Genomic DNA, 18,102 nt, shown 5'->3' on the forward strand with positions numbered 1-18,102 from the left:
TATCGTTTTTGTCGATACTTTTAGTATGTAATTGGATAATTAAAGACGTATTGGAAGACAAAGCCTCAGAGGGGTGGCGCCGATTTTCCAAGAGGGCTGGCCGCTCACTCTTTGGGAGCACTATTTAAAATCCATATAAAAGGTATGCAATGGATCGATATACGGCGATACGCAGTTTTGTGCTGGTAGCCGAGCACGGCAGCTTTGCAGCCGCGTCGATGGTGGAGGGCGTGACGCCGGTCATCATGGGCCGGCGGCTTACGGCGCTGGAACGCCGTCTGGGCGTACAGTTGCTGCACCGGTCCACGCGCGGGCTGACGCTGACGGAGCTGGGAGAACGTTTCCTGGAAAATTGCCAGCAACTGCTGCAGGATTTCGACATGGCGGAAGACAGTATCCGCTCTGGCCGCGGCGCGGTGCGGGGGCATCTGGTGGTGTCTGGCCCGGCCGCGTTCGGGCGCCGTCATATTGCGCCGCACGCGGCGGCGTTCCGCAGCCGCTATCCGGATCTTCGTCTGTCGTTCAACTTTACCGACAGCGTCGTGGATCTGGTGCGGGAGGGTTACGATCTGGCGATACGGGTCGGCGAAGTGCGCGATCCCAATTACGTAGCGATCAGACTTTACCCGAATCAACGCGTGGTGTGCGGGACGCCTGATTATTTCCGCAGGCACGGCTTGCCAGCGCGGCCGGAGGAACTGGCCCGCCATAATTGCCTGGCCTTCAATCTGCAGGGCGGGCAACAGCGTGGCTGGACGTTTGTGCGCGACGGCAAGCCTTTTGCGGTGCGGGTTGATGGGGATCTGGCGTGCAACGATGGCGAACTGCTCTACGACTGGGTGAAGCAGGGCTTGGGCATAGGGTGGCGCTCAACGTGGGAGATTCAGGCGGCGCTGAAGCAAGGAGCGCTGATGACGGTACTGGATGAATACGCGCTGCCGGCCTACGATATTCAGGCGGTTTATCCTCAGCAGCGGTACTTGCCGGCGAAGGTGCGGCATTTTATTGAGTACCTGCGGAGGGTATACAACAGGGCGGGGTATTGGGAGAAAACATGACGGACTTCTTCCAGCACACCCCCGGGCACGAGGCTGTTGTTGGTAGCGGGCATGTGCGGCGAAGTGGTGACGGGCGGCTGCGGGCGCCAAAGCTTAAAGGTCCAGCGCTGGAATCTCCCTGGTCTCTGGCAGTGGCACCACGTCGCAGTTGTCCCCAGGTCCGCTGCGATCGATGATCAGAAAATCGGATGTCGCCTCGAGCGCCAGCAGTGGGTGGTGCCATACGCCTGCCGCATAGTTCACGCCCTGGTTGCCCTGGCACAGAAACACGCTCAGGTCATCCGGCGCAGGCGGCGCGCCGGCCGGCGCCACAACCACCAGGTATGGCCTGCCTTGTAGGGGAACGAATGCCTGGCTGCCTCGGGGGTGGCGCTCCATGAGCGTTACCGGTAAGGGTAATGTGCGGGCAAGTCCGCGGAAAATCGATACGATGGCCCTGCCATCCGGGCCAGGGTCGATATGCGCCAGATCGTGATAGCGTTCAGTGTTGCCGTCATTGATGGTGAAATGCCGCGCCGCGTCGGAGACCTCGATGACTTCGCCATAGGGCGCAAACGCCTCCCGCGTGAGCGGTTCTATGTGCAGTTGCCGCAGGGCCGTCGTCATGGCGCCTCCATAAAAAGTGTTGCCAGCCGGAATCGCGCTATTTTGCCTATCTGCTGCAGGCATGCTTCAAATTCCGCCTGCTCGCTGTTGTGCATGCGGGCTTCGATGGCATCCATGATCTGATGGCGGCTCAGGCCCTTTACCGCGATAACAAACGGAAAACCGAAACGCGCGCGATAGCCCGCATTGAGCGCTTGCAGGCGGGCCAACTCCTGGGCACTGCACTGATCCAGACCCGCGCCGCGCTGTTCGTGGGTGGAGGCTGCGGTCAATGTGCCGCGGGTTGCCTCCTTGCCCGCCAGTTCGGGGTGGGCGGTGATCAAGGTCATTTTGGCATCGTCGCTTGCGGCGCGCAGCACGGCCATCATGGCGCTGTGCAGAGCATCGATGTCGGTAAATGGGCGTGCATGCCAGGCCTCGCGCGCGATCCAGGGCGAGTGTTCGAAGATGTCGCCAAGACGCTCGGTGAACGCCTCCTGGGTCAGCGAGGAAATGTCTGTCAGAGTAAGGTCTGGAGCCTGGGTTTGCGTCATGATGAGAATCCGGACTATGCAAAGTTGGCGGCGCGGCGCGCGGCTGGCGTTGGCCGACGCTGGCGCGCCGTTTCGCCGCTGAAGCTAGTGTAAGGGTTTCAGGGCCGCCGGGGGTGGCGCGGCGCGAATAAGGACTATGTGCGCACGCATATGATGGCGCCGCATCATATGGCCCAGCCTCCCAGATAGAATGCCGCCAGCGCCAGGGCGATTGCCACGGTTCCAACATTCAACCTGCGCCATTCTCCTGCGAATACCCGGCCTATCACCAGGGTGCAGAACCCGATCATGATGCCCGTCACGATATTGCACGTGAGCACTATGAACACCGCGCATGCCAGCCCCGCCAGCGCGTCCACCGTGTCATCCATGTGTAGTTTGCTGATGCTGCCCAGCATCAGTAGCCCGACATACATCAGGGCTGGCGCCGTCGCATACGCCGGCACCAGGCCGGCCAATGGCGAGAGGAAAATCAATGCGAGAAACAGCAGGCCTGTCAGTGTGGGTGCCAGCCCCGTCCGAGCGCCCGCCGCGACGCCCGCTGCCGATTCAATATACGCGGCGGCCGGCGCGCCGCCCGCCAGAGCGGAAAAAATCGAACTGAGCGAGTCGCTCGCAAGGGCTTTTCCGCCGTTGATAATGTGGCCTTTTTCATTCAACTGCCCAGCCTGCCCCGCCACGGCGCGTATGGTGCCCGTGGCGTCGAATACCGCGGTCATTACCAGCGCCAGTACGCTGGGGATGACCGCGGCGTTCAGGGCGCCCTTCAGATCCATGGCGCCAAAGGCCGACCCACCGCCGGCAAGGCCAAAGGATGGCAAGGCAAAGAAGCCATTGAAATGTACAGCGGGATCCACCGCCAGACCGATGACTGACAATGCCAGGATCACAAGCAGAATGCCACCCGGCACACGGCGCCGCTCCAGGCCGAAGATGGCGGCGAGGCCCGCTACCGACAGCAGAGCGGGCAGGCTGCCCAGTTGACCCAAGGCTACCGGCAGGCCGGGTCCTGGATTGCGCACCACCAGGCCGACGCTGTTTGATGCAATGAGCAGCAGAAAGAGCCCGATTCCCACGCCTGTGCCATGCGCCACCCCCGCGGGCAATGTGCGCAGTATCCAGGACCGCACGCCGGTGACGGAAATCGCGGTGAATACGACGCCCATCAGGAAAATCGCGCCCAGCGCCACCGTTGGCGGCAGCCCCTTGCCCAGTACCAGGTCGAAGGCGGTGAATGCCGTCAGCGAAATAGCGCAGCCGACAGCGATGGGCAGATTGGCCCAAAGGCCCATCAGTAGGGATCCGAAGGCACTGGTCAGACAGACGGCGATGAATACCGCACCTGGATCAAAGCCCGCCTTGCCCAGCATGCCGGGCACGACGAATACGGCATACACCATGGCCAGGAAGGTCGTTATGCCACCGATTGCCTCCTGTCGCACGGAACTTGATCGTGCGCTAATTTCGAAGCGCCGATCCAGCTTGTCCGCCAGCGAGCCGGCGCCAGCAGCCTTTCCTCCCGCTGATACGCCTGTCGGGGCATGATCGTCCCTGGCATGAGGCGAGGCGGGGCCTGTTGCGGCCGCCTCCGCAGGGGTCAACAGATATTCCTGGTCTGCCATGGTTGAAGCTCCTTTATCAACAGCGTGAAACGGGCTTGTGGCGCCCGCCATCAGGTATGCCCGGGGCGCGGCTGCGACAGGAGAGCAAGGGCTCGCGGTCGTCCTATGCGGACGGCCGGGGGAATTCCGGGTCGGTCCTGGAACCGCCGATGGATTTTGTCTCCTCGCTTTCTCAGCATGGCTGCTGGTTGGCAGCCAGGGCTTCCTGGGCGAAGCCGCGTTGTTGTGAGACCATTTTAGGGAGGTGTTTTTGACGCCAGGATTATCCCCGCGTGATGAGGTTTATATGTTCGCGCTGATAATGGGGATGCGTCGCGAGGTATGCAGTCAGGGCCGCGCGGGGCGTCGGCACGCTCGTTTCATAGCGGAGGTCGCCGCGCGGCTTGCCGGCGCACACTGCCTTGGCAGCCTGCCGGCCGGGCCATTATATGGAAAATGCAATACTGCTTATTGCGGCGGCTTGCCTGCCAGCCGTGCCGCGACATCTGCGATGCGCCGGCGCAGCCAGACGATTTCGGGCGCATTGTGCGAACGCTTGTGCCAGAGCTGATAGAAGCACATGGGCGGAAAGGGAAAAGGCGAGGGCAGTATGGTCACAGGCAGATAGCGCGCGTAGTGCTGCGCAAACTGGCGTCCGGTAGTGAACACCAGGTCGGTGCTCATCAGCACATAGGGTACTTGCCCGAAATACGGAATCGTCATGTGGATGTTGCGGCGCAGGCCCTGCTCCGCCAGGCAGCCGTCGATGAAGCTCGTGCGCTCAGATACATAGGGTGTTGGCGCCAGGTGCTTCATTTGCAGATAATGATCCAGGGAAATACCCTTGCCCGCCAGCGGATGATGGTTGCCCAGCATGCAGACCACCTCGTCCTCGAACACGCGTGACGTGTGCAACTGGGGCGGGGGGGCCAGCCAATTTCCCACCACGATATCCAACTGGCCGTTTTCCAGCGCGTCTTGATAGTCGAAGTCGGCATTGATGGGATGCACCATAAGCCTTGCCAGCGGCGCCTGTCGGGACAGCATTTCCGCGATATGGGGCAAAAATAGGGTATCCAGATAGTCGGGGGCGCCCAGCCTGAACTGGCGTGTGGAGGCCTGGGGCGAGAATTCCGCCGCCGGTTGGGTGATGTGCTCTATGGCGGCCAGCGCGTCGCTGGCGTAGGCCAGCAGTTCGCGCCCGCGCTCGGTGGCCACCATGCCGGTTTTGCAGCGCACCAGAAGCGGATCATTCGTGATGCCGCGCAGGCGCCGCAGCGAATTGCTGACGGCCGGCTGCGAAAGGCCGAGCCGCACAGCCGCGCGCGACACGCTTTGCTCTGTGAGCAGCACATGCAGCACACGCAGCAAAGAGGTCTCCAGCTGTTCACGGTTTCGTTCCATCAGGATATTATGCTTGATATATACCGGATATAAGCGCCCGCCATGGCTGCCAATGATGCCGGGCGTCATATTTCCCGCACATGATGGCGAACATCATGCACGGGAAATGCCCTGGGCGCCAGTGGATGGTACCTTGATTGCAAACTTCGAATCTACAGGTTTGGTCATGGAGACACAGAATATCCGTATTTATTATCGCGGCAAGGTGCATGAGATCGCTGGACAGGCCACCACGCGCACGCTGCTGCAGTTCCTGCGCGAAGACTTGCGCGCCACGGGCACCAAGGAGGGCTGCGCGGAGGGCGATTGCGGCGCCTGTACGGTGGTGGTGGGCGAACTCGATGCCGAAGGCAGCGTGTCCATGCGAGCCGTCAATGCCTGCATACAGTTCCTGCCCGCGCTCGACGGAAAGGCCGTCTACACCATTGAGGATCTGCGCGCGCCGGACGGCAGCCTGCATCCGGTTCAGCGGGCCCTGGTCGAGCTGCACGGCTCGCAGTGCGGCTTCTGTACTCCAGGCTTTGCCATGTCGATGTGGGGCCTGTATCTGAATCACGACCATGGCGGTCCCAGGCCGAGCCGTGAAGAAATCGACACTGCGTTGTCAGGCAACCTGTGCCGCTGCACCGGCTACCGGCCTATCATCGACGCCGCCGTGGCCATGTTCGATATGCCGGCTGTGCCGTTTGATCGTGCCGCGCTGGCTCGGGTGCTGCAGACGCTGCGGCGGGAGCAGGCGCTGTGCTACCAGCATGGCGGGCATGTGTTTCACGCGCCGCGCACGATGGACGAGCTTGCCGCCATGCGTCTGGCGTGGCCGCAGGCTCGCATCGTGGCGGGCAGCACCGATGTGGGCCTGTGGGTCACGAAGCAGCTTCGCGATCTGCCCGAGCTTATCTATATCGGGCAGGTTGCCGGCTTGCGCGAGATTTCGCATGAAGTCTCCCGGGACGGCGAGGGCCATATGTACATTGGCGCCGGTGCACTACTTAACGATGCCTTCGCAGCGCTGCTCACGCATTACCCCGACCTCGACGAGCTGCACCGGCGCTTTGCATCCCTGCCGATACGGAATGCGGGCACGCTAGGCGGCAATGTGGCCAATGGCTCGCCCATAGGTGACTCGATGCCTGCCTTGATCGCGCTGGGTACAAGAATCGTGCTGCGCCAGGGCAACCGTGTGCGCGACATGGCGCTGGAGGATTTCTATCTCGACTACCAGAAAAATGCCCTGGAGACCGGAGAATTTGTCCAGGGTATCAAGGTACCCCTGCCCGCGATGGGACGGCGGTTTCGCACCTACAAACTCTCGAAGCGGTTCGATCAAGACATTTCGGCGGTATGCGCGGCCTTTGCCGTTTCACTGGATGGCGAAGGCGTCATTCGGGAGGCACGTATCGCTTATGGCGGCGTTGCGGCAATTCCCAAGCGCGCCTTGCATGCCGAACAGGCAATGCGGGATATGCCCTGGACCGAAGCGACAGCGCGGGCCGCCATGCAGGCCATGCAGGAAGACTACAAGCCGCTCTCCGATATGCGGGCAAGCAGTGAATACCGTGAACTCGCAGCTCGCAATCTGTTGATGCGCTTTTTCCTGGAAACCCGTCCCGATGCGCCGCTTCAGGCCGACCAGCTCAATGTCTTTGCTTGCGCTGCAGGCAAGGAGGCAGCATGAACACGCAAGTTGAAGCGTTTATGCAGCAGGCGCGCGAGGCCGCCGATGGCCGTGCGACAGGCAAAAGCCTGCCGCATGAATCAGCCATCCTGCATGTGAGTGGAGAAGCCACCTATACCGATGATATTCCCGAGCTTGTCGGCACGCTGCATGCGGCCATAGGCATGTCCGCCAAGGCCCATGCGCGCATCGTATCCATGGACCTGGATGCTGTTCGCCGGGCGCCGGGCGTGGTAGATGTGCTGACGGCCCGTGACATTCCTGGCGAGAACAATTGCGGTCCCGTCGTTCACGATGATCCGTTGCTGGCGGAGGATGTGGTGCAGTATATCGGCCAGCCTGTTTTTGTTGTTGTGGCCGGAAGCCATGATGCAGCGCGCCGCGCCGCGCGTCTGGCAACGATAGGGTACGAAGACCTGCCCGCCGTGCTGTCGCCGCAGCAGGCAAAGGCGGAGCAGTCGATGGTGTTGCCCCCGATGAAGCTCACGCGTGGCGATGCCGTCAAGGCGATCGAATCCGCGCCGAACCGGCTGACGGGTACGTTCGAATGTAACGGCCAGGAACAGTTTTACCTTGAGGGGCAAGTTTCCTACGCGGTGCCCAAGGAGGGTATGGGCGTGCACGTCTGGTGCTCCACGCAGCATCCCAGCGAGATGCAGGCGCTCGTTGCGCACGCGCTGGGCTGGCATTCTCACCAGGTGCTGGTGGAGTGCCGCCGCATGGGAGGCGGCTTTGGCGGCAAGGAGTCGCAGTCGGCGCTGTTTGCCTGCCTGTCGGCAGTGTGCGCCACGCGCTTGCGCAAGCCGGTCAAGCTGCGCGCGGACCGCGATGACGATATGATGATCACCGGCAAGCGTCATGGCTTCTACTACGAATATGACCTGGGCTATGACGCAGACGGCCGTATTCTGGGTGTGACGCTCGACATGACGCTACGGGCGGGTTTCTCAGCAGATCTGTCCGAGGCGGTGGCCACCCGTGCCGTGTGCCACTTCGACAATGCCTATTATGTGCCGGAGGTCGAGATTTCGGCCTTGTGCGGCAAGACGCATACCCAGTCGAACACGGCGTTCCGCGGATTCGGCGGCCCGCAGGGCGCCCTGATGATGGAGGTGCTGATCGACATGATCGCGCGCAAGCTGGGGCGCGACGCGCTCGACGTGCGCCGCCTGAACTTCTATGGCACAAGTGATCGCAACATTACACCGTACGGACAGATCGTCGTCGATAACATTCTCGATCCGCTGGTGGATCAGTTGGAGGCGGAAAGCGACTATCGCGCGCGGCGCCAGGCGATCATTGCATTCAATCGCGGCAGCCGTGTGCTCAAGCGCGGGCTCTCCCTGACGCCGGTGAAGTTCGGCATCTCCTTCAACGTGCCCGCCTTCAACCAGGCGGGTGCGCTGGTTCATGTCTATCGGGATGGTTCCGTGCTGGTGAATCACGGCGGCACGGAGATGGGCCAGGGCCTGAATACCAAGGTGGCCCAGGTGGCGGCCGCGGAGCTCGGGCTGGATTTCTCCCATGTGCGGGTAACGGCTACCGACACCAGCAAGATCGCCAATACCTCCGCAACGGCGGCCTCCACGGGCTCGGATCTGAACGGCAAGGCGGCCCAGGATGCCGCTGTGAAAATACGCCGCAGGCTGGCCCGCTTTGCGGCCGGGAAGTGGGGCGGTGCGCCGGATGCCGTGGTTTTCGCCGACAGCCATGTGTTCGTGAATGGGCGCCGCCTGCCTTTCGCCGAGGTGGTGGATGCCGCTTACTGGGGCCAGGTGCAACTGTGGTCGGAGGGTTTCTACGCCACGCCGGGCATCCGCTGGGACAAGGCAACGATGTCTGGAAAACCGTTTTACTACTACGCCTATGGCGCCGCGGTATCGGAAGTCGTGATCGATACGCTGACTGGCGAATGGAAACTGCTGCGCGCCGACGCGTTGCACGATGTGGGGCGATCCATCAATCCGGCGCTCGATATCGGCCAGGTCGAGGGCGCCTTCATCCAGGGCATGGGCTGGCTGACCATGGAAGAATTGGTCTGGAACAAGGAGGGCCGCCTGATGACGCACGCACCGTCCACCTACAAGATTCCCGGCGTCAGCGACTGCCCGGCGGTATTCAATGTGAAGCTGTTTGAGAACCGCAACGTCAAGGATACGATCCATCGCTCGAAGGCTGTCGGGGAACCGCCGCTGTTATTGCCGTTCAGTGTTTTCAATGCCATTCGCGACGCGGTCGCCAGCGTCGCCGGTTATCGCCGTGAACCCCAACTGAATGCCCCCGCCACGCCCGAGGCCATTCTGAATGCGGTCATGGATCTGCGTGGCGCGGGAGCCGCACCATGAACGCCTGGCTTGAACCTGCGCTACATCTGATCAGGGTGGGGCGTCCCGTTGTGCTGGTGACGTTGGTGCGTACCGAAGGATCGACGCCCCGCGAAGCGGGGGCCCACATGCTGGTGGCTGACGATGCGCAGTGGGACACCATAGGCGGTGGCCATCTCGAATGGCGCGCGTTGGCGTTGGCGAGAACGCTGTTGAAGGTCGGCGCGGATACGGGGCCTTGCAGGCTCGATCGGCTTGCATTGGGCCCGAGCCTGGGCCAGTGCTGCGGCGGCGTGGCCACCCTGCTGCTTGAACTGCTGAGCGTGTCCGATCTGCCGTGGATTGAGGAACTGGATGCCGCGCTGCAGAATCGCAGCGCGCGCATACGGCAGCGAACGCTGAGCGGGGCGCTGAAAGGATCCGTCGCGGGCGCCGTATCTCTTTTTGCGCCCGATGATACGGGCCGAGGGCCGGCGGCGGCGCGTATGATCCAGACTGCGGGCGTCGATGTGCGCTGCAATCTGAGCGAGCATGATGGCCATCTGGTGCTGACTGAAAAATTCGAACCGCCTGCACTGCATGTGGTGCTATTCGGTGCGGGCCATGTTGGCCAAGCTGTCGTGCGCGTGCTGGCAACGCTGCCCTGCACCGTGACATGGGTCGATGAACGCGATGCGCAGTTCCCCGGATATTTGCCTGGCAATGTTGCGGTTGACGCCACAGACGCGCCCGAAGCCGTCGTGGCGCAGGCCCCGCCGCACAGCAGCTTTCTCGTCATGACGCACTGCCATGCATTGGACCAGCGTCTGTGCCAGGCCATTTTCGAGCGCGACGACTTTGCTTATTTCGGCCTGATTGGCTCGCGCACCAAGCGCAGAAAATTCGAGCGCCGCCTCGCTGCGCGCGGTGTGGCCGAGCATAGCTTGGAGCGGATGACGTGCCCCATCGGCGTGCCGGGTATTCGGGGCAAGGCGCCTGAAATCATTGCGGTGGCGGTTGCGGCCCAACTGTTGCAGGCGCACGAGCAACGTCTGTCGGCGCAAGGTCGTGCGCGGAACATCAAGCCCGAGATATTGCGCCTGTCCGGCTACGAGGACGAGTTGGTCTACGCGGACTGAAGAGAGTACACATGGAACTGAACATGGACAACGCTGCAGGCGGCCAGGCGCGGCTTACGGCCTATCGATCCGGGCTACTGTACTTCATTGGGGCGCCCAGTGAGGGTGAGCACGCAGCCGTGCATTGTGAAGACGGTCTGCTGGTGATCGAGGACGGCCGCATCGTGGCGGCGGGCGACTACGCCCGCGTGGCGCCCGGACTGGAGGCCGATGTGCCGATTGTGGACTGGCGCGGAAAGCTGATTGTGCCGGGCTTCATCGACACGCACGTGCACTATCCGCAGACCGACATGATTGCGTCGCCCGCGGCGGGCCTGCTGCCTTGGCTGGAGACATGGACGTTTCCGACGGAAGCGCGTTTTAACGATCCCGGCCATGCTGCCGAGGTGGCTCGATACTTCCTTGATGAGCTGCAGCGCTGCGGCACGACCACGGCACTGGTGTACTGTACCGTGCATCCTGTATCCGCCGATGCTTTTTTCACTGTCAGCCACGCGCGCAACATGCGCATGGTGGCGGGCAAGGTGCTGATGGACAGGAACTGCCCCGAGGCCTTGCGCGACACCGCTGAATCCGGCGCCAGGGACAGCGAGGCGCTGATACAGCGCTGGCATGGCACAGGACGCCAGATGTACGCGCTGACACCGCGTTTCGCCCCTACGTCCACGGCAGCGCAATTGGGCGTATGCGGGGAGCTGGCGCAGCGCTATCCGGATGTATTCATTCAGAGCCATGTGGCCGAGAATAGCGAGGAAGTGAAATGGGCCGGTGAACTGTTTCCGGGCCACCGCAGCTATCTGGACATCTACGATCGTTTTGGCCTTCTGCGTCCCCGTGCGGTATACGGGCACTGTATCTGGCTGGACGATGACGACAGGCGCCGCATGCGTGATGCGGGGGCGCTGGCGGCACACTGTCCCACATCCAATCTGTTTCTGGGCAGCGGACTGTTCGATGTGGCGCGCGCCCGCCAGTGTGGTATGCATCTGGCGCTGGCCACGGACGTCGGCGGCGGGTCGTCCTTCTCCATGCTTCAGACCATGAATGAAGCGCACAAGATCGCGCGCCTGTGCGGGTACAATCTGGATGCGCAAAGCATGTTCTACCTGGCGACACAGGGTGCGGCACAGTCGCTCGGCCTGGCAGGGCAGATAGGCACGCTGGCGCCGGGCGCCGAGGCGGATTTCATCGTGCTCGACCCGCAGGCCACGCCCCTGCTGGCACGCCGTACATCCCAGGCGGGTTCGCTGGAAGAGCTGCTGTTCGCCTTTGCCATGCTGGGAGACGACCGCGCCGTGGCCGCCACGTATGTAGCGGGGCGCAGGCTGCATGTGCGGTCCAATGAGATCATGCAGGCGCAAACGGAACGCGTTGTCGCCTGGGTCTGAACCGCAAGGGCGTGCGCGGCCTGCAACACAAGGAGTGCACATGACGGCGCAGCGCCACACCGAACTGCTTGATACCTATCTGCTCAATGTCTTCTGCCTGCTGCTGGCCGAACGTAATGTCTCGCGCGTCGCCCTCAAGCTGAACCAGTCCCAGCCCACCGTCAGTGTGGCACTGCGCCGACTGCGCGGCATTCTGGGCGATCCGCTGCTGGTCCGCGAAAAAAGCGGCATGGTGCCCACCGAGCGGGCCCTGAAGCTGCTCCCGCATGCGCGCGCGGCGCTGGCCCAGATCGACAGCATGCTTTCCCAGCCGGATACTTTCGATCCGGCAACCACACGGCAGCCCTTTCGCATCGGATCTCCGGATTATCTGGCGCCCGTATACATGAGCAGCGTCTGTGCGCGTGTTCGGCGCGAGGCGCCCGACGCGCAGGTGACGGTGCATGCTTTGGGCCCCGACTTCGATTTCGAACGCTCCCTGGCCGAAGGCGATCTGGATGTTGTCATAGGAAACTGGCCTGCGCCGCCGGATCGTATGCACATGTCCATTCTGCTTGAGGATGAAATCGTGTGCCTGGTTGCTGCCGATCATCCCCTGGCTGCCGGCGGGATGACGCTTGCGGATTACCGCCAGGCCGTTCATGTGGTGCCGCTGCCCTATTCCATGACCCAGCGCGGTGTCATTGATGGCGTGTTGGCCTCGGAGCGGCTGGAACGCGACGAGCGCCTGGTTGTCCAGTCCTTCAATCTGGCGCCCTATGTTTTGCCGGGCACGGATCTGGTGTTCACGACATCCAGGCATTTTGCGGCGTTCTACGCCAAGCTGCTGCCGCTGGCGATCGTGCCCGCGCCCCTGCCCTTTCCATCCATGCGCTTCTACCAACTATGGCACGAGCGCAATCACCAATCGCAGGCGCATCGCTGGTTGCGCCGGCTGCTCGGTGACTGCGGGCGCGAGTTATCGCAGATCAGGCCGCCCGCCTGAAAGCCGTCTCCAGGCGTGGCGCCGAAAACTGGTACATGCCGCGGGGGGCGTATCCGCATCACTCAAGCCTCGCCCTGATAGGGGTGATATTGCAGCCAATGGCGGGCGATGGCGGCACGGGTGGGAATCCATACGCGATCGTGTCGCTGGATGTAGTCCAGGAAGCGCTGCAAGCCCGCAAAGCGGCCTGGACGGCCGATCAACCGGCAATGCAGCCCCACCGACATCATCCGGGGCCGCTCCTCGCCTTCGGCGTACAGAACATCGAAGGTATCCTTGAGGTAGCTGAAAAAATGATCGCCCGTATTGAAGCCCTGCGGCGATGCAAATCGCATGTCGTTGGCATCCAGGGTGTAGGGCACCATGAGTTGCTGCACGCGCGAACCATTGGCCAGCGGAACGGTAGCCCAGAAAGGCAGGTCGTCGCCGTAGTGATCGGCATCATAGAGAAAACCCCCTTCTTCCGCGACCAGCCGCAGCGTATTGGGGCTGTCGCGGCCGGTGTACCAGCCGTCGGGGTGGCGTCCGAGCAACTTCGAAACCACCTCGATACAGCGCTGCATATGTGCTCGTTCGATATCTTCGGCCACGTCCTGGTAATGAATCCATCGATAGCCATGACAGGCGATTTCATGGCCGAGTTCGACAAAGGCCTTGGCGACGTCGGGATTGCGCTCCAGCGCCATGCCGATGGCAAAAACGGTAAGCGGCAGACTCCGCCGCTCGAATTCGCGCAGAATGCGCCACACGCCGGCACGCGACCCGTATTCGTAGATTGACTCCATGGAGAGGTGGCGCGCAGGGTAGGCCGCAGCGCCAATGATCTCGGACAGGAATTGTTCCGAGCCGGGATCGCCGTGCAGCACGCAGCTTTCGCCACCCTCTTCGTAATTCAGCACGAACTGGACCGCGATGCGCGCCCCGCCGGGCCAGTTGGCTTCGGGTATATCGCGGCCATAGCCGATGAGGTCGCGCGGGTAGTCGCACTGCTGCATTTCTTGAACTCCGTGTTCTATCGCTTTACGGGAAAAGCACGCCAGGGGTCGGGTGGCTGCGTACTTGGGGTGGACATGCGCTCCTCGCAGTCAGCCAAATGATGATGCATGGCCTGGCGCGCGCCATTCCCGTCGCCTTGGGCGAGATGGTCAAGTATGGTTTCGTGTTCGATATAAGAGCATGCGGTTTCGCCCGGCGTATCGTGCAGCGCGATGATGAGCGTGGTGCGCGCGCACAGGCTGTGCATGATTTCGGTGAGCACATGGTTGTCCAGCAACTGCGCCATGACGACATGGAAGGCGTTGGAGAGTCGGATCCAGCTGATGCGATCACCGCGCTCAAAGGCCTGCCTCTCGCGGCGCACCATGTCGTATAGCGGCTGTAGGCGGGTGGCCAGATCGGGCAGAGCCAGCAGCATATCGACGATCATGCATTCCATGCGGCGGCGCATCTCGAAGATGTCGCGTGTTTCCTTTGCGTCGGGCTGCCACACGAAGGCGCCGCGATTGGGTTCGATATCCACGATCTTATCGTGAGCCAGCGCGGACAGGGCCGCGCGCACAGTGCTGCGCGAGCAGTCGAACACCTTGCACAGCGTGGTTTCAGTGAGCTTGGCGCCAGGCAGCAGGCGCCTGTCCATGACGGCGTCGAAGATGTCGTCATAGACGCGCTCGGCATCGCCCCGGCTCCCCGCTGAGCAAGCCGCGCGCCAGGAAGAGGCTTTTGGGGCTTCCTGTTCCTGTGTTGCATCGCGATACGAAGAAATCTGCAGCATGACCGTATTGAGGAGAAGAATCTATTGACAATTATTGGGCAGCAATTCAGAATCGTCAACATAAATTGTTGACAATTATTGGAGACAAGCATGGGTAAGCTTTCCACCCACGTTCTGGACACCATGCATGGCACGCCCGCCCAGGGCGTACGCATCAATTTGTTCCGCCTGGAAGACGGCCGGCGCGAGCATCTGGCCGAAGCGGTCACCAACAGCGACGGGCGTTGTGATCAACCGCTTTTGCAGGGCAGCGCACTGCGGCAGGGGGTCTATGAGCTTGTGTTTCGCATTGGCGATTACTTTGCGGACAAAGGCGTACACGCACCTGAACCGCGCTTCGTGGATGAAGTGGTGCTGCGCTTCGGTGTGGCAAACCCAGCTGAAAACTATCATGTGCCTCTTGTTGCCACGCCTTGGACGTGGTCGACTTATCGGGGTAGCTGAGCATCGTCCGGGTCGCGCCGGCGGGCCGCGTTCCGGATCAGGCAGCACGCACGCGGCAGGGCTGGCAAGAAGGCCGTGCTCCGCATCCCCGCCAAAGCGTTACCGGACTCTTTTTCATGGAAGCTTTTCTATATGAATATGGCAACCTGTTGTTGCGTTGGTTGCACGTCATCGCCGCTATTTCCTGGATAGGCGAATCCATATACTTCGTGATGCTGGACAACAGCCTGCATGCGCCGCGCGACGAACGCGGCAAGAAGCTGGGCGTGTTCGGCGAAATGTGGGCCGTGCATGGCGGCGGCTTTTACCATAACCAAAAATACCTCACCAACCCGCCGGAGCTGCCGGCCGATTTGCACTGGTCGTTCTGGAAATCCTATACCACATGGCTGTCGGGCTTTGCGCTGTTTTCGATCATGTACCTGATGAAGCCCGCGTTCTACCTGGTCAATCCTAACAGTCCATGGACATGGGCCGCCTCCATGAATGGCTTGCAGGCCGGCATACTGGCCGTGGCATTTCTCGTGGTGGGCTACATTATCTATTCGCAGCTATGCCGGCGCATTAGTCCCAACATGGAGCGTGATGGCCTGCTGAGCCTCGCGGTGGGCATCATGATGGTGGCAGTCGCCTGGCTGACAGTGCAGATTTTTCCGGGCCGAGCCGCTTTTCTGATTACCGGCGCGCTCATGGCGACCTGCATGTCCGCCAATGTGTTTTTCTGGATTATTCCCGGCCAACGCAGGATGGTTGCCGCGCTGAAGGCGGGCCAGGCACCTGATCCGCTGGATGGAAAGCGGGGCAAGCAGCGTTCGGTGCACAACACCTACTTCACGCTCCCTGTCGTGTTTCTGATGCTCAGCAACCATTATTCGTTCACATATACCAGTCCATATGCGTGGATCATTATGGTGCTGTTCATTTTCGCGGGCGCCGTTATCCGCCAGTACTTCGTGCTGCGCCATATGGGCAAGAATCAGCTTGGCTATCCGGTTGCCGGCGTTGTGCTGCTGGCGCTGGTGGGCTGGCTTGCGGCGCCCTCTACGGCGGACAAGCCAGCGGCCAATGTACCCGCCAAAGCTGCGCAGCAAGTGCCAGGCAGCGCCGGGATGGCAGAGACCGGGATGGCCGCGGGCACCGCCGAAGAGGCGGGCGGCCAGGATACGGCGCCTGCTTCTGATCGCGGTGCGACCCTAGAGCGGGTGCATGCCATTGTGGTCGCGCGTTGCACAGAGTGCCACTCGGCCAAACCGACGTTTGCGGGCATCGCTTCCGCACCGGCCGGCATCGTGCTGGACACCAATGAACAGACCATCATGCATGCCGCACAAATCAAGCAGGTGGTAGGCAGCAAATACATGCCGCTAGGCAATATAACCAAGATGACGGACGACGAACGCGCCGTTATCGCGGCATGGGCGGGGCAGTAGCGCTCTTGAGGCTGGCATTTTGCCCGCTGTGCTTGTGCGCATGCTGAATGCGCGCTGCCTGCCCCCGAGGCGCAGGTTGCGCAGTGGTCGTTCTGGCGCTGGACTGTCATCATGCGGTCAGGTTATTGTTGCAGTATTGCGGCGATACCGTTCCGGGTGCTGAAAGGACTGGCCATGAAAAACCAGCTCAAACTCGTGGGCGCGCCTTCCGCCTTGCTCCTGCTCGAGGGCTGGTCTGCTGTGGAAGGGCGCGATGCGATCCACAAGGTCTTCACGTTCAAGACGTTCAATGACGCTTTCGGCTTCATGACGCAGGTAGCAATGCAGGCTGAGAAGCTCGATCATCATCCCGAGTGGTTCAATGTCTACAACCGGGTGGAGGTCACGTTGTCTACACATGATGCCAAGGGCGTTACCGAGCGGGACGTGTCTTTGGCGCTGTTCATGGATCAGATTGCGTAGTGGGCGTGAGAAATGCATGGCTTTTGCTCCGATTTGCCGGAATATGTGTGTGCCGACCGGGATGTAAAGCCAGGCGAGATGGTTCGGGTGCGCGTGACGGACTCGGATGAGTATGACCTGCCAGGCGCCCAAGTGTACGACACGGTAACGAAACTTTACAAGACAGTCCAGGCACTGCCAGCGGTACTGCAGGGTGCGCGGGCCAGACGTCGTTTCCGCAAATGTCGCGGCGCCTTGGCCAGCCTGCGGGTCCGGACAAATGGTCGCGGGCCGGCAGGCATGGCATCTCAGGCAGGCGCGGGGGCCAACCAGGCCACGAGAATAGAGACGCTGAGCAATGACAGCACGGTGGAGATCAGGATGGCCTGCGAGGCCACGGCAGGTTCGCGGTCATAGAGTTGCGCAAGCATGAAGGGGCCGGTGCCGACCGGCAGGGCGGCAAGCAGCACGGCGGACGCAGCCCATAGGGGCGGCATGCTGAATATCCAGTAGGCCAATATGTAGGCGGCCAGGGGATGCAGCAGCAGCTTCAGGCCGACTATGGACCATACTGTGGCGCGACGTTCGGTGGCGCGGCGCTGGGAAAGAAATAGCCCTATGGTGACAAGTGCGCAGGGGCTGGCGGCGGCGCCAAGCAGGCCGGTGAGCTGTTCGATGGCATAAGGCAGCGGCCACCGCATCGCGGACACGGCCAGCCCCAGCAGAGGGGCTGCCACAAGCGGGTTTCGCAAGAGGGAGACAACCACTTTGCTCACAGTGCGGCACAGTGCTGGACGGCTTGCGCTGCCGTCGTGCTCGGCGGCTTTGGCCTGCAGATCGAATTCAATCAGGACGATGGAAAAGGCGAACAGCCCGCAGGCTGTCAGCAATGTATTCAGTATGACCGGCGGCAGGCCGGCCTCGCCGAATACCATGAGACACAGAGGTATGCCCATGAAACCGGCATTGGAATAGGAGGCGGCAAGGGCTTCGATGCTGGCATCGCCAAGCCGGCGGGGCCTGCGGCGGCCCAACAGCCAGGCGGCCAGAAAGCATAGGGCAATCGCAAGCATCGTGGCGGCAATGTAGCCCCACTGGCTGACGGCCTCCCAGCCGACCTTGGCCATGGATTCGAACAGGAGGGCGGGCAGCGCCATCCAGACCACAAATTTGTTGAGGCTGTCGACGGCGCCGGGGCCCAACAGGCGCTTGCGGCCAGCGGCATAGCCAAGAAGAATCAGCGCGAACAGAGGAAGAACGGCATTGACGATTATGGTCAAAAGACATCCAGCGAAGAGAAACAAGGATGTATTAGAACAAATAC

Annotated in this window: 16 protein-coding genes; 9 read left to right on the plus strand and 7 right to left on the minus strand. The window is 61.8% G+C overall.

Going from position 1 to position 18,102, the window contains the following annotated elements:
• The first annotated feature begins 149 nt into the window (after positions 1-149).
• The gene (locus ERD78_RS13315; protein WP_129969812.1) at positions 150-1,058 is read left to right on the plus strand and encodes a LysR family transcriptional regulator; all 909 of its coding nucleotides are present in this window, start codon (positions 150-152) and stop codon (positions 1,056-1,058) included.
• Positions 1,059-1,151: 93 nt separating this feature from the next.
• On the opposite strand, the gene ERD78_RS13320 is transcribed toward ERD78_RS13315, so the two are convergent.
• The 4 genes from ERD78_RS13320 to ERD78_RS13335 all read right to left on the minus strand — a co-directional run bounded on the left by ERD78_RS13320 (position 1,152) and on the right by ERD78_RS13335 (position 5,202).
• A complete protein-coding gene (locus ERD78_RS13320) occupies positions 1,152-1,664 on the minus strand; it encodes an ureidoglycolate lyase (protein WP_129969813.1) in 513 nt (170 codons plus the stop codon).
• Positions 1,661-2,197, minus strand: coding sequence for a 2-oxo-4-hydroxy-4-carboxy-5-ureidoimidazoline decarboxylase (uraD, locus tag ERD78_RS13325; protein WP_129969814.1), 537 nt, complete (start codon positions 2,195-2,197; stop codon positions 1,661-1,663). The genes ERD78_RS13320 and uraD overlap by 4 nt, the downstream gene beginning before the upstream one ends.
• Before the next feature lie 164 nt (positions 2,198-2,361).
• The gene (locus tag ERD78_RS13330) at positions 2,362-3,819 is read right to left on the minus strand and encodes an NCS2 family permease (protein WP_129969815.1); all 1,458 of its coding nucleotides are present in this window, start codon (positions 3,817-3,819) and stop codon (positions 2,362-2,364) included.
• Between the two features lie 447 nt (positions 3,820-4,266).
• Positions 4,267-5,202: a LysR family transcriptional regulator gene (locus ERD78_RS13335; RefSeq protein WP_129969816.1), complete on the minus strand. Its 936-nt coding sequence runs from the start codon at positions 5,200-5,202 to the stop codon at positions 4,267-4,269.
• Between the two features lie 166 nt (positions 5,203-5,368).
• On the opposite strand from ERD78_RS13335, the gene xdhA reads away from it, so the two are divergent.
• The 5 genes from xdhA to ERD78_RS13360 are packed head-to-tail and all read left to right on the plus strand — an operon-like array spanning position 5,369 to position 12,692.
• The gene (gene xdhA, locus ERD78_RS13340) at positions 5,369-6,877 is read left to right on the plus strand and encodes a xanthine dehydrogenase small subunit (RefSeq protein WP_129969817.1); all 1,509 of its coding nucleotides are present in this window, start codon (positions 5,369-5,371) and stop codon (positions 6,875-6,877) included.
• Positions 6,874-9,222 (plus strand): xanthine dehydrogenase molybdopterin binding subunit, encoded by a 2,349-nt coding sequence (gene xdhB, locus ERD78_RS13345; RefSeq protein ID WP_129969818.1) that lies wholly within the window; start codon positions 6,874-6,876, stop codon positions 9,220-9,222. Before xdhA ends, xdhB begins: the two co-directional genes overlap by 4 nt.
• Positions 9,219-10,319 carry a xanthine dehydrogenase accessory protein XdhC gene (gene xdhC, locus ERD78_RS13350; protein ID WP_129969819.1) on the plus strand — a complete coding sequence of 367 codons (1,101 nt, stop codon included), beginning with the start codon at positions 9,219-9,221 and terminating at the stop codon, positions 10,317-10,319. The genes xdhB and xdhC overlap by 4 nt, the downstream gene beginning before the upstream one ends.
• A gap of 11 nt (positions 10,320-10,330) precedes the next feature.
• Complete coding sequence (guaD, locus tag ERD78_RS13355; RefSeq protein ID WP_245152470.1) at positions 10,331-11,707, plus strand: guanine deaminase; 1,377 nt, start codon at positions 10,331-10,333, stop codon at positions 11,705-11,707.
• Between the two features lie 40 nt (positions 11,708-11,747).
• The gene (locus ERD78_RS13360) at positions 11,748-12,692 is read left to right on the plus strand and encodes a LysR substrate-binding domain-containing protein (RefSeq protein ID WP_129969820.1); all 945 of its coding nucleotides are present in this window, start codon (positions 11,748-11,750) and stop codon (positions 12,690-12,692) included.
• Between the two features lie 62 nt (positions 12,693-12,754).
• On the opposite strand, the gene puuE is transcribed toward ERD78_RS13360, so the two are convergent.
• The gene (gene puuE / locus ERD78_RS13365; protein WP_129969821.1) at positions 12,755-13,687 is read right to left on the minus strand and encodes an allantoinase PuuE; all 933 of its coding nucleotides are present in this window, start codon (positions 13,685-13,687) and stop codon (positions 12,755-12,757) included.
• 17 nt (positions 13,688-13,704) lie between these two features.
• Positions 13,705-14,463 (minus strand): GntR family transcriptional regulator, encoded by a 759-nt coding sequence (locus tag ERD78_RS13370; protein ID WP_129969822.1) that lies wholly within the window; start codon positions 14,461-14,463, stop codon positions 13,705-13,707.
• A 90-nt stretch (positions 14,464-14,553) separates the two neighbouring features.
• Here ERD78_RS13370 and uraH point away from each other — a divergent pair, with 90 nt between their 5' ends.
• From uraH to ERD78_RS13385, 3 genes are all read left to right on the plus strand, one after another.
• Positions 14,554-14,907: a hydroxyisourate hydrolase gene (gene uraH, locus ERD78_RS13375; RefSeq protein ID WP_129969823.1), complete on the plus strand. Its 354-nt coding sequence runs from the start codon at positions 14,554-14,556 to the stop codon at positions 14,905-14,907.
• Between the two features lie 116 nt (positions 14,908-15,023).
• Positions 15,024-16,337, plus strand: a complete 1,314-nt coding sequence (locus ERD78_RS13380; protein WP_129969824.1) for a urate hydroxylase PuuD — start codon at positions 15,024-15,026, stop codon at positions 16,335-16,337.
• 174 nt (positions 16,338-16,511) lie between these two features.
• A complete protein-coding gene (locus ERD78_RS13385) occupies positions 16,512-16,799 on the plus strand; it encodes a 4a-hydroxytetrahydrobiopterin dehydratase (protein WP_129969825.1) in 288 nt (95 codons plus the stop codon).
• Positions 16,800-17,086: 287 nt separating this feature from the next.
• Here ERD78_RS13385 and ERD78_RS13395 read toward each other — a convergent pair whose 3' ends face one another.
• Positions 17,087-18,058, minus strand: coding sequence for an AEC family transporter (locus ERD78_RS13395; protein ID WP_129969827.1), 972 nt, complete (start codon positions 18,056-18,058; stop codon positions 17,087-17,089).
• Positions 18,059-18,102: the final 44 nt, after the last annotated feature.

It is taken from the genome of Allopusillimonas soli, from assembly GCF_004153445.1.
GTDB lineage: Bacteria > Pseudomonadota > Gammaproteobacteria > Burkholderiales > Burkholderiaceae_B > Allopusillimonas > Allopusillimonas soli.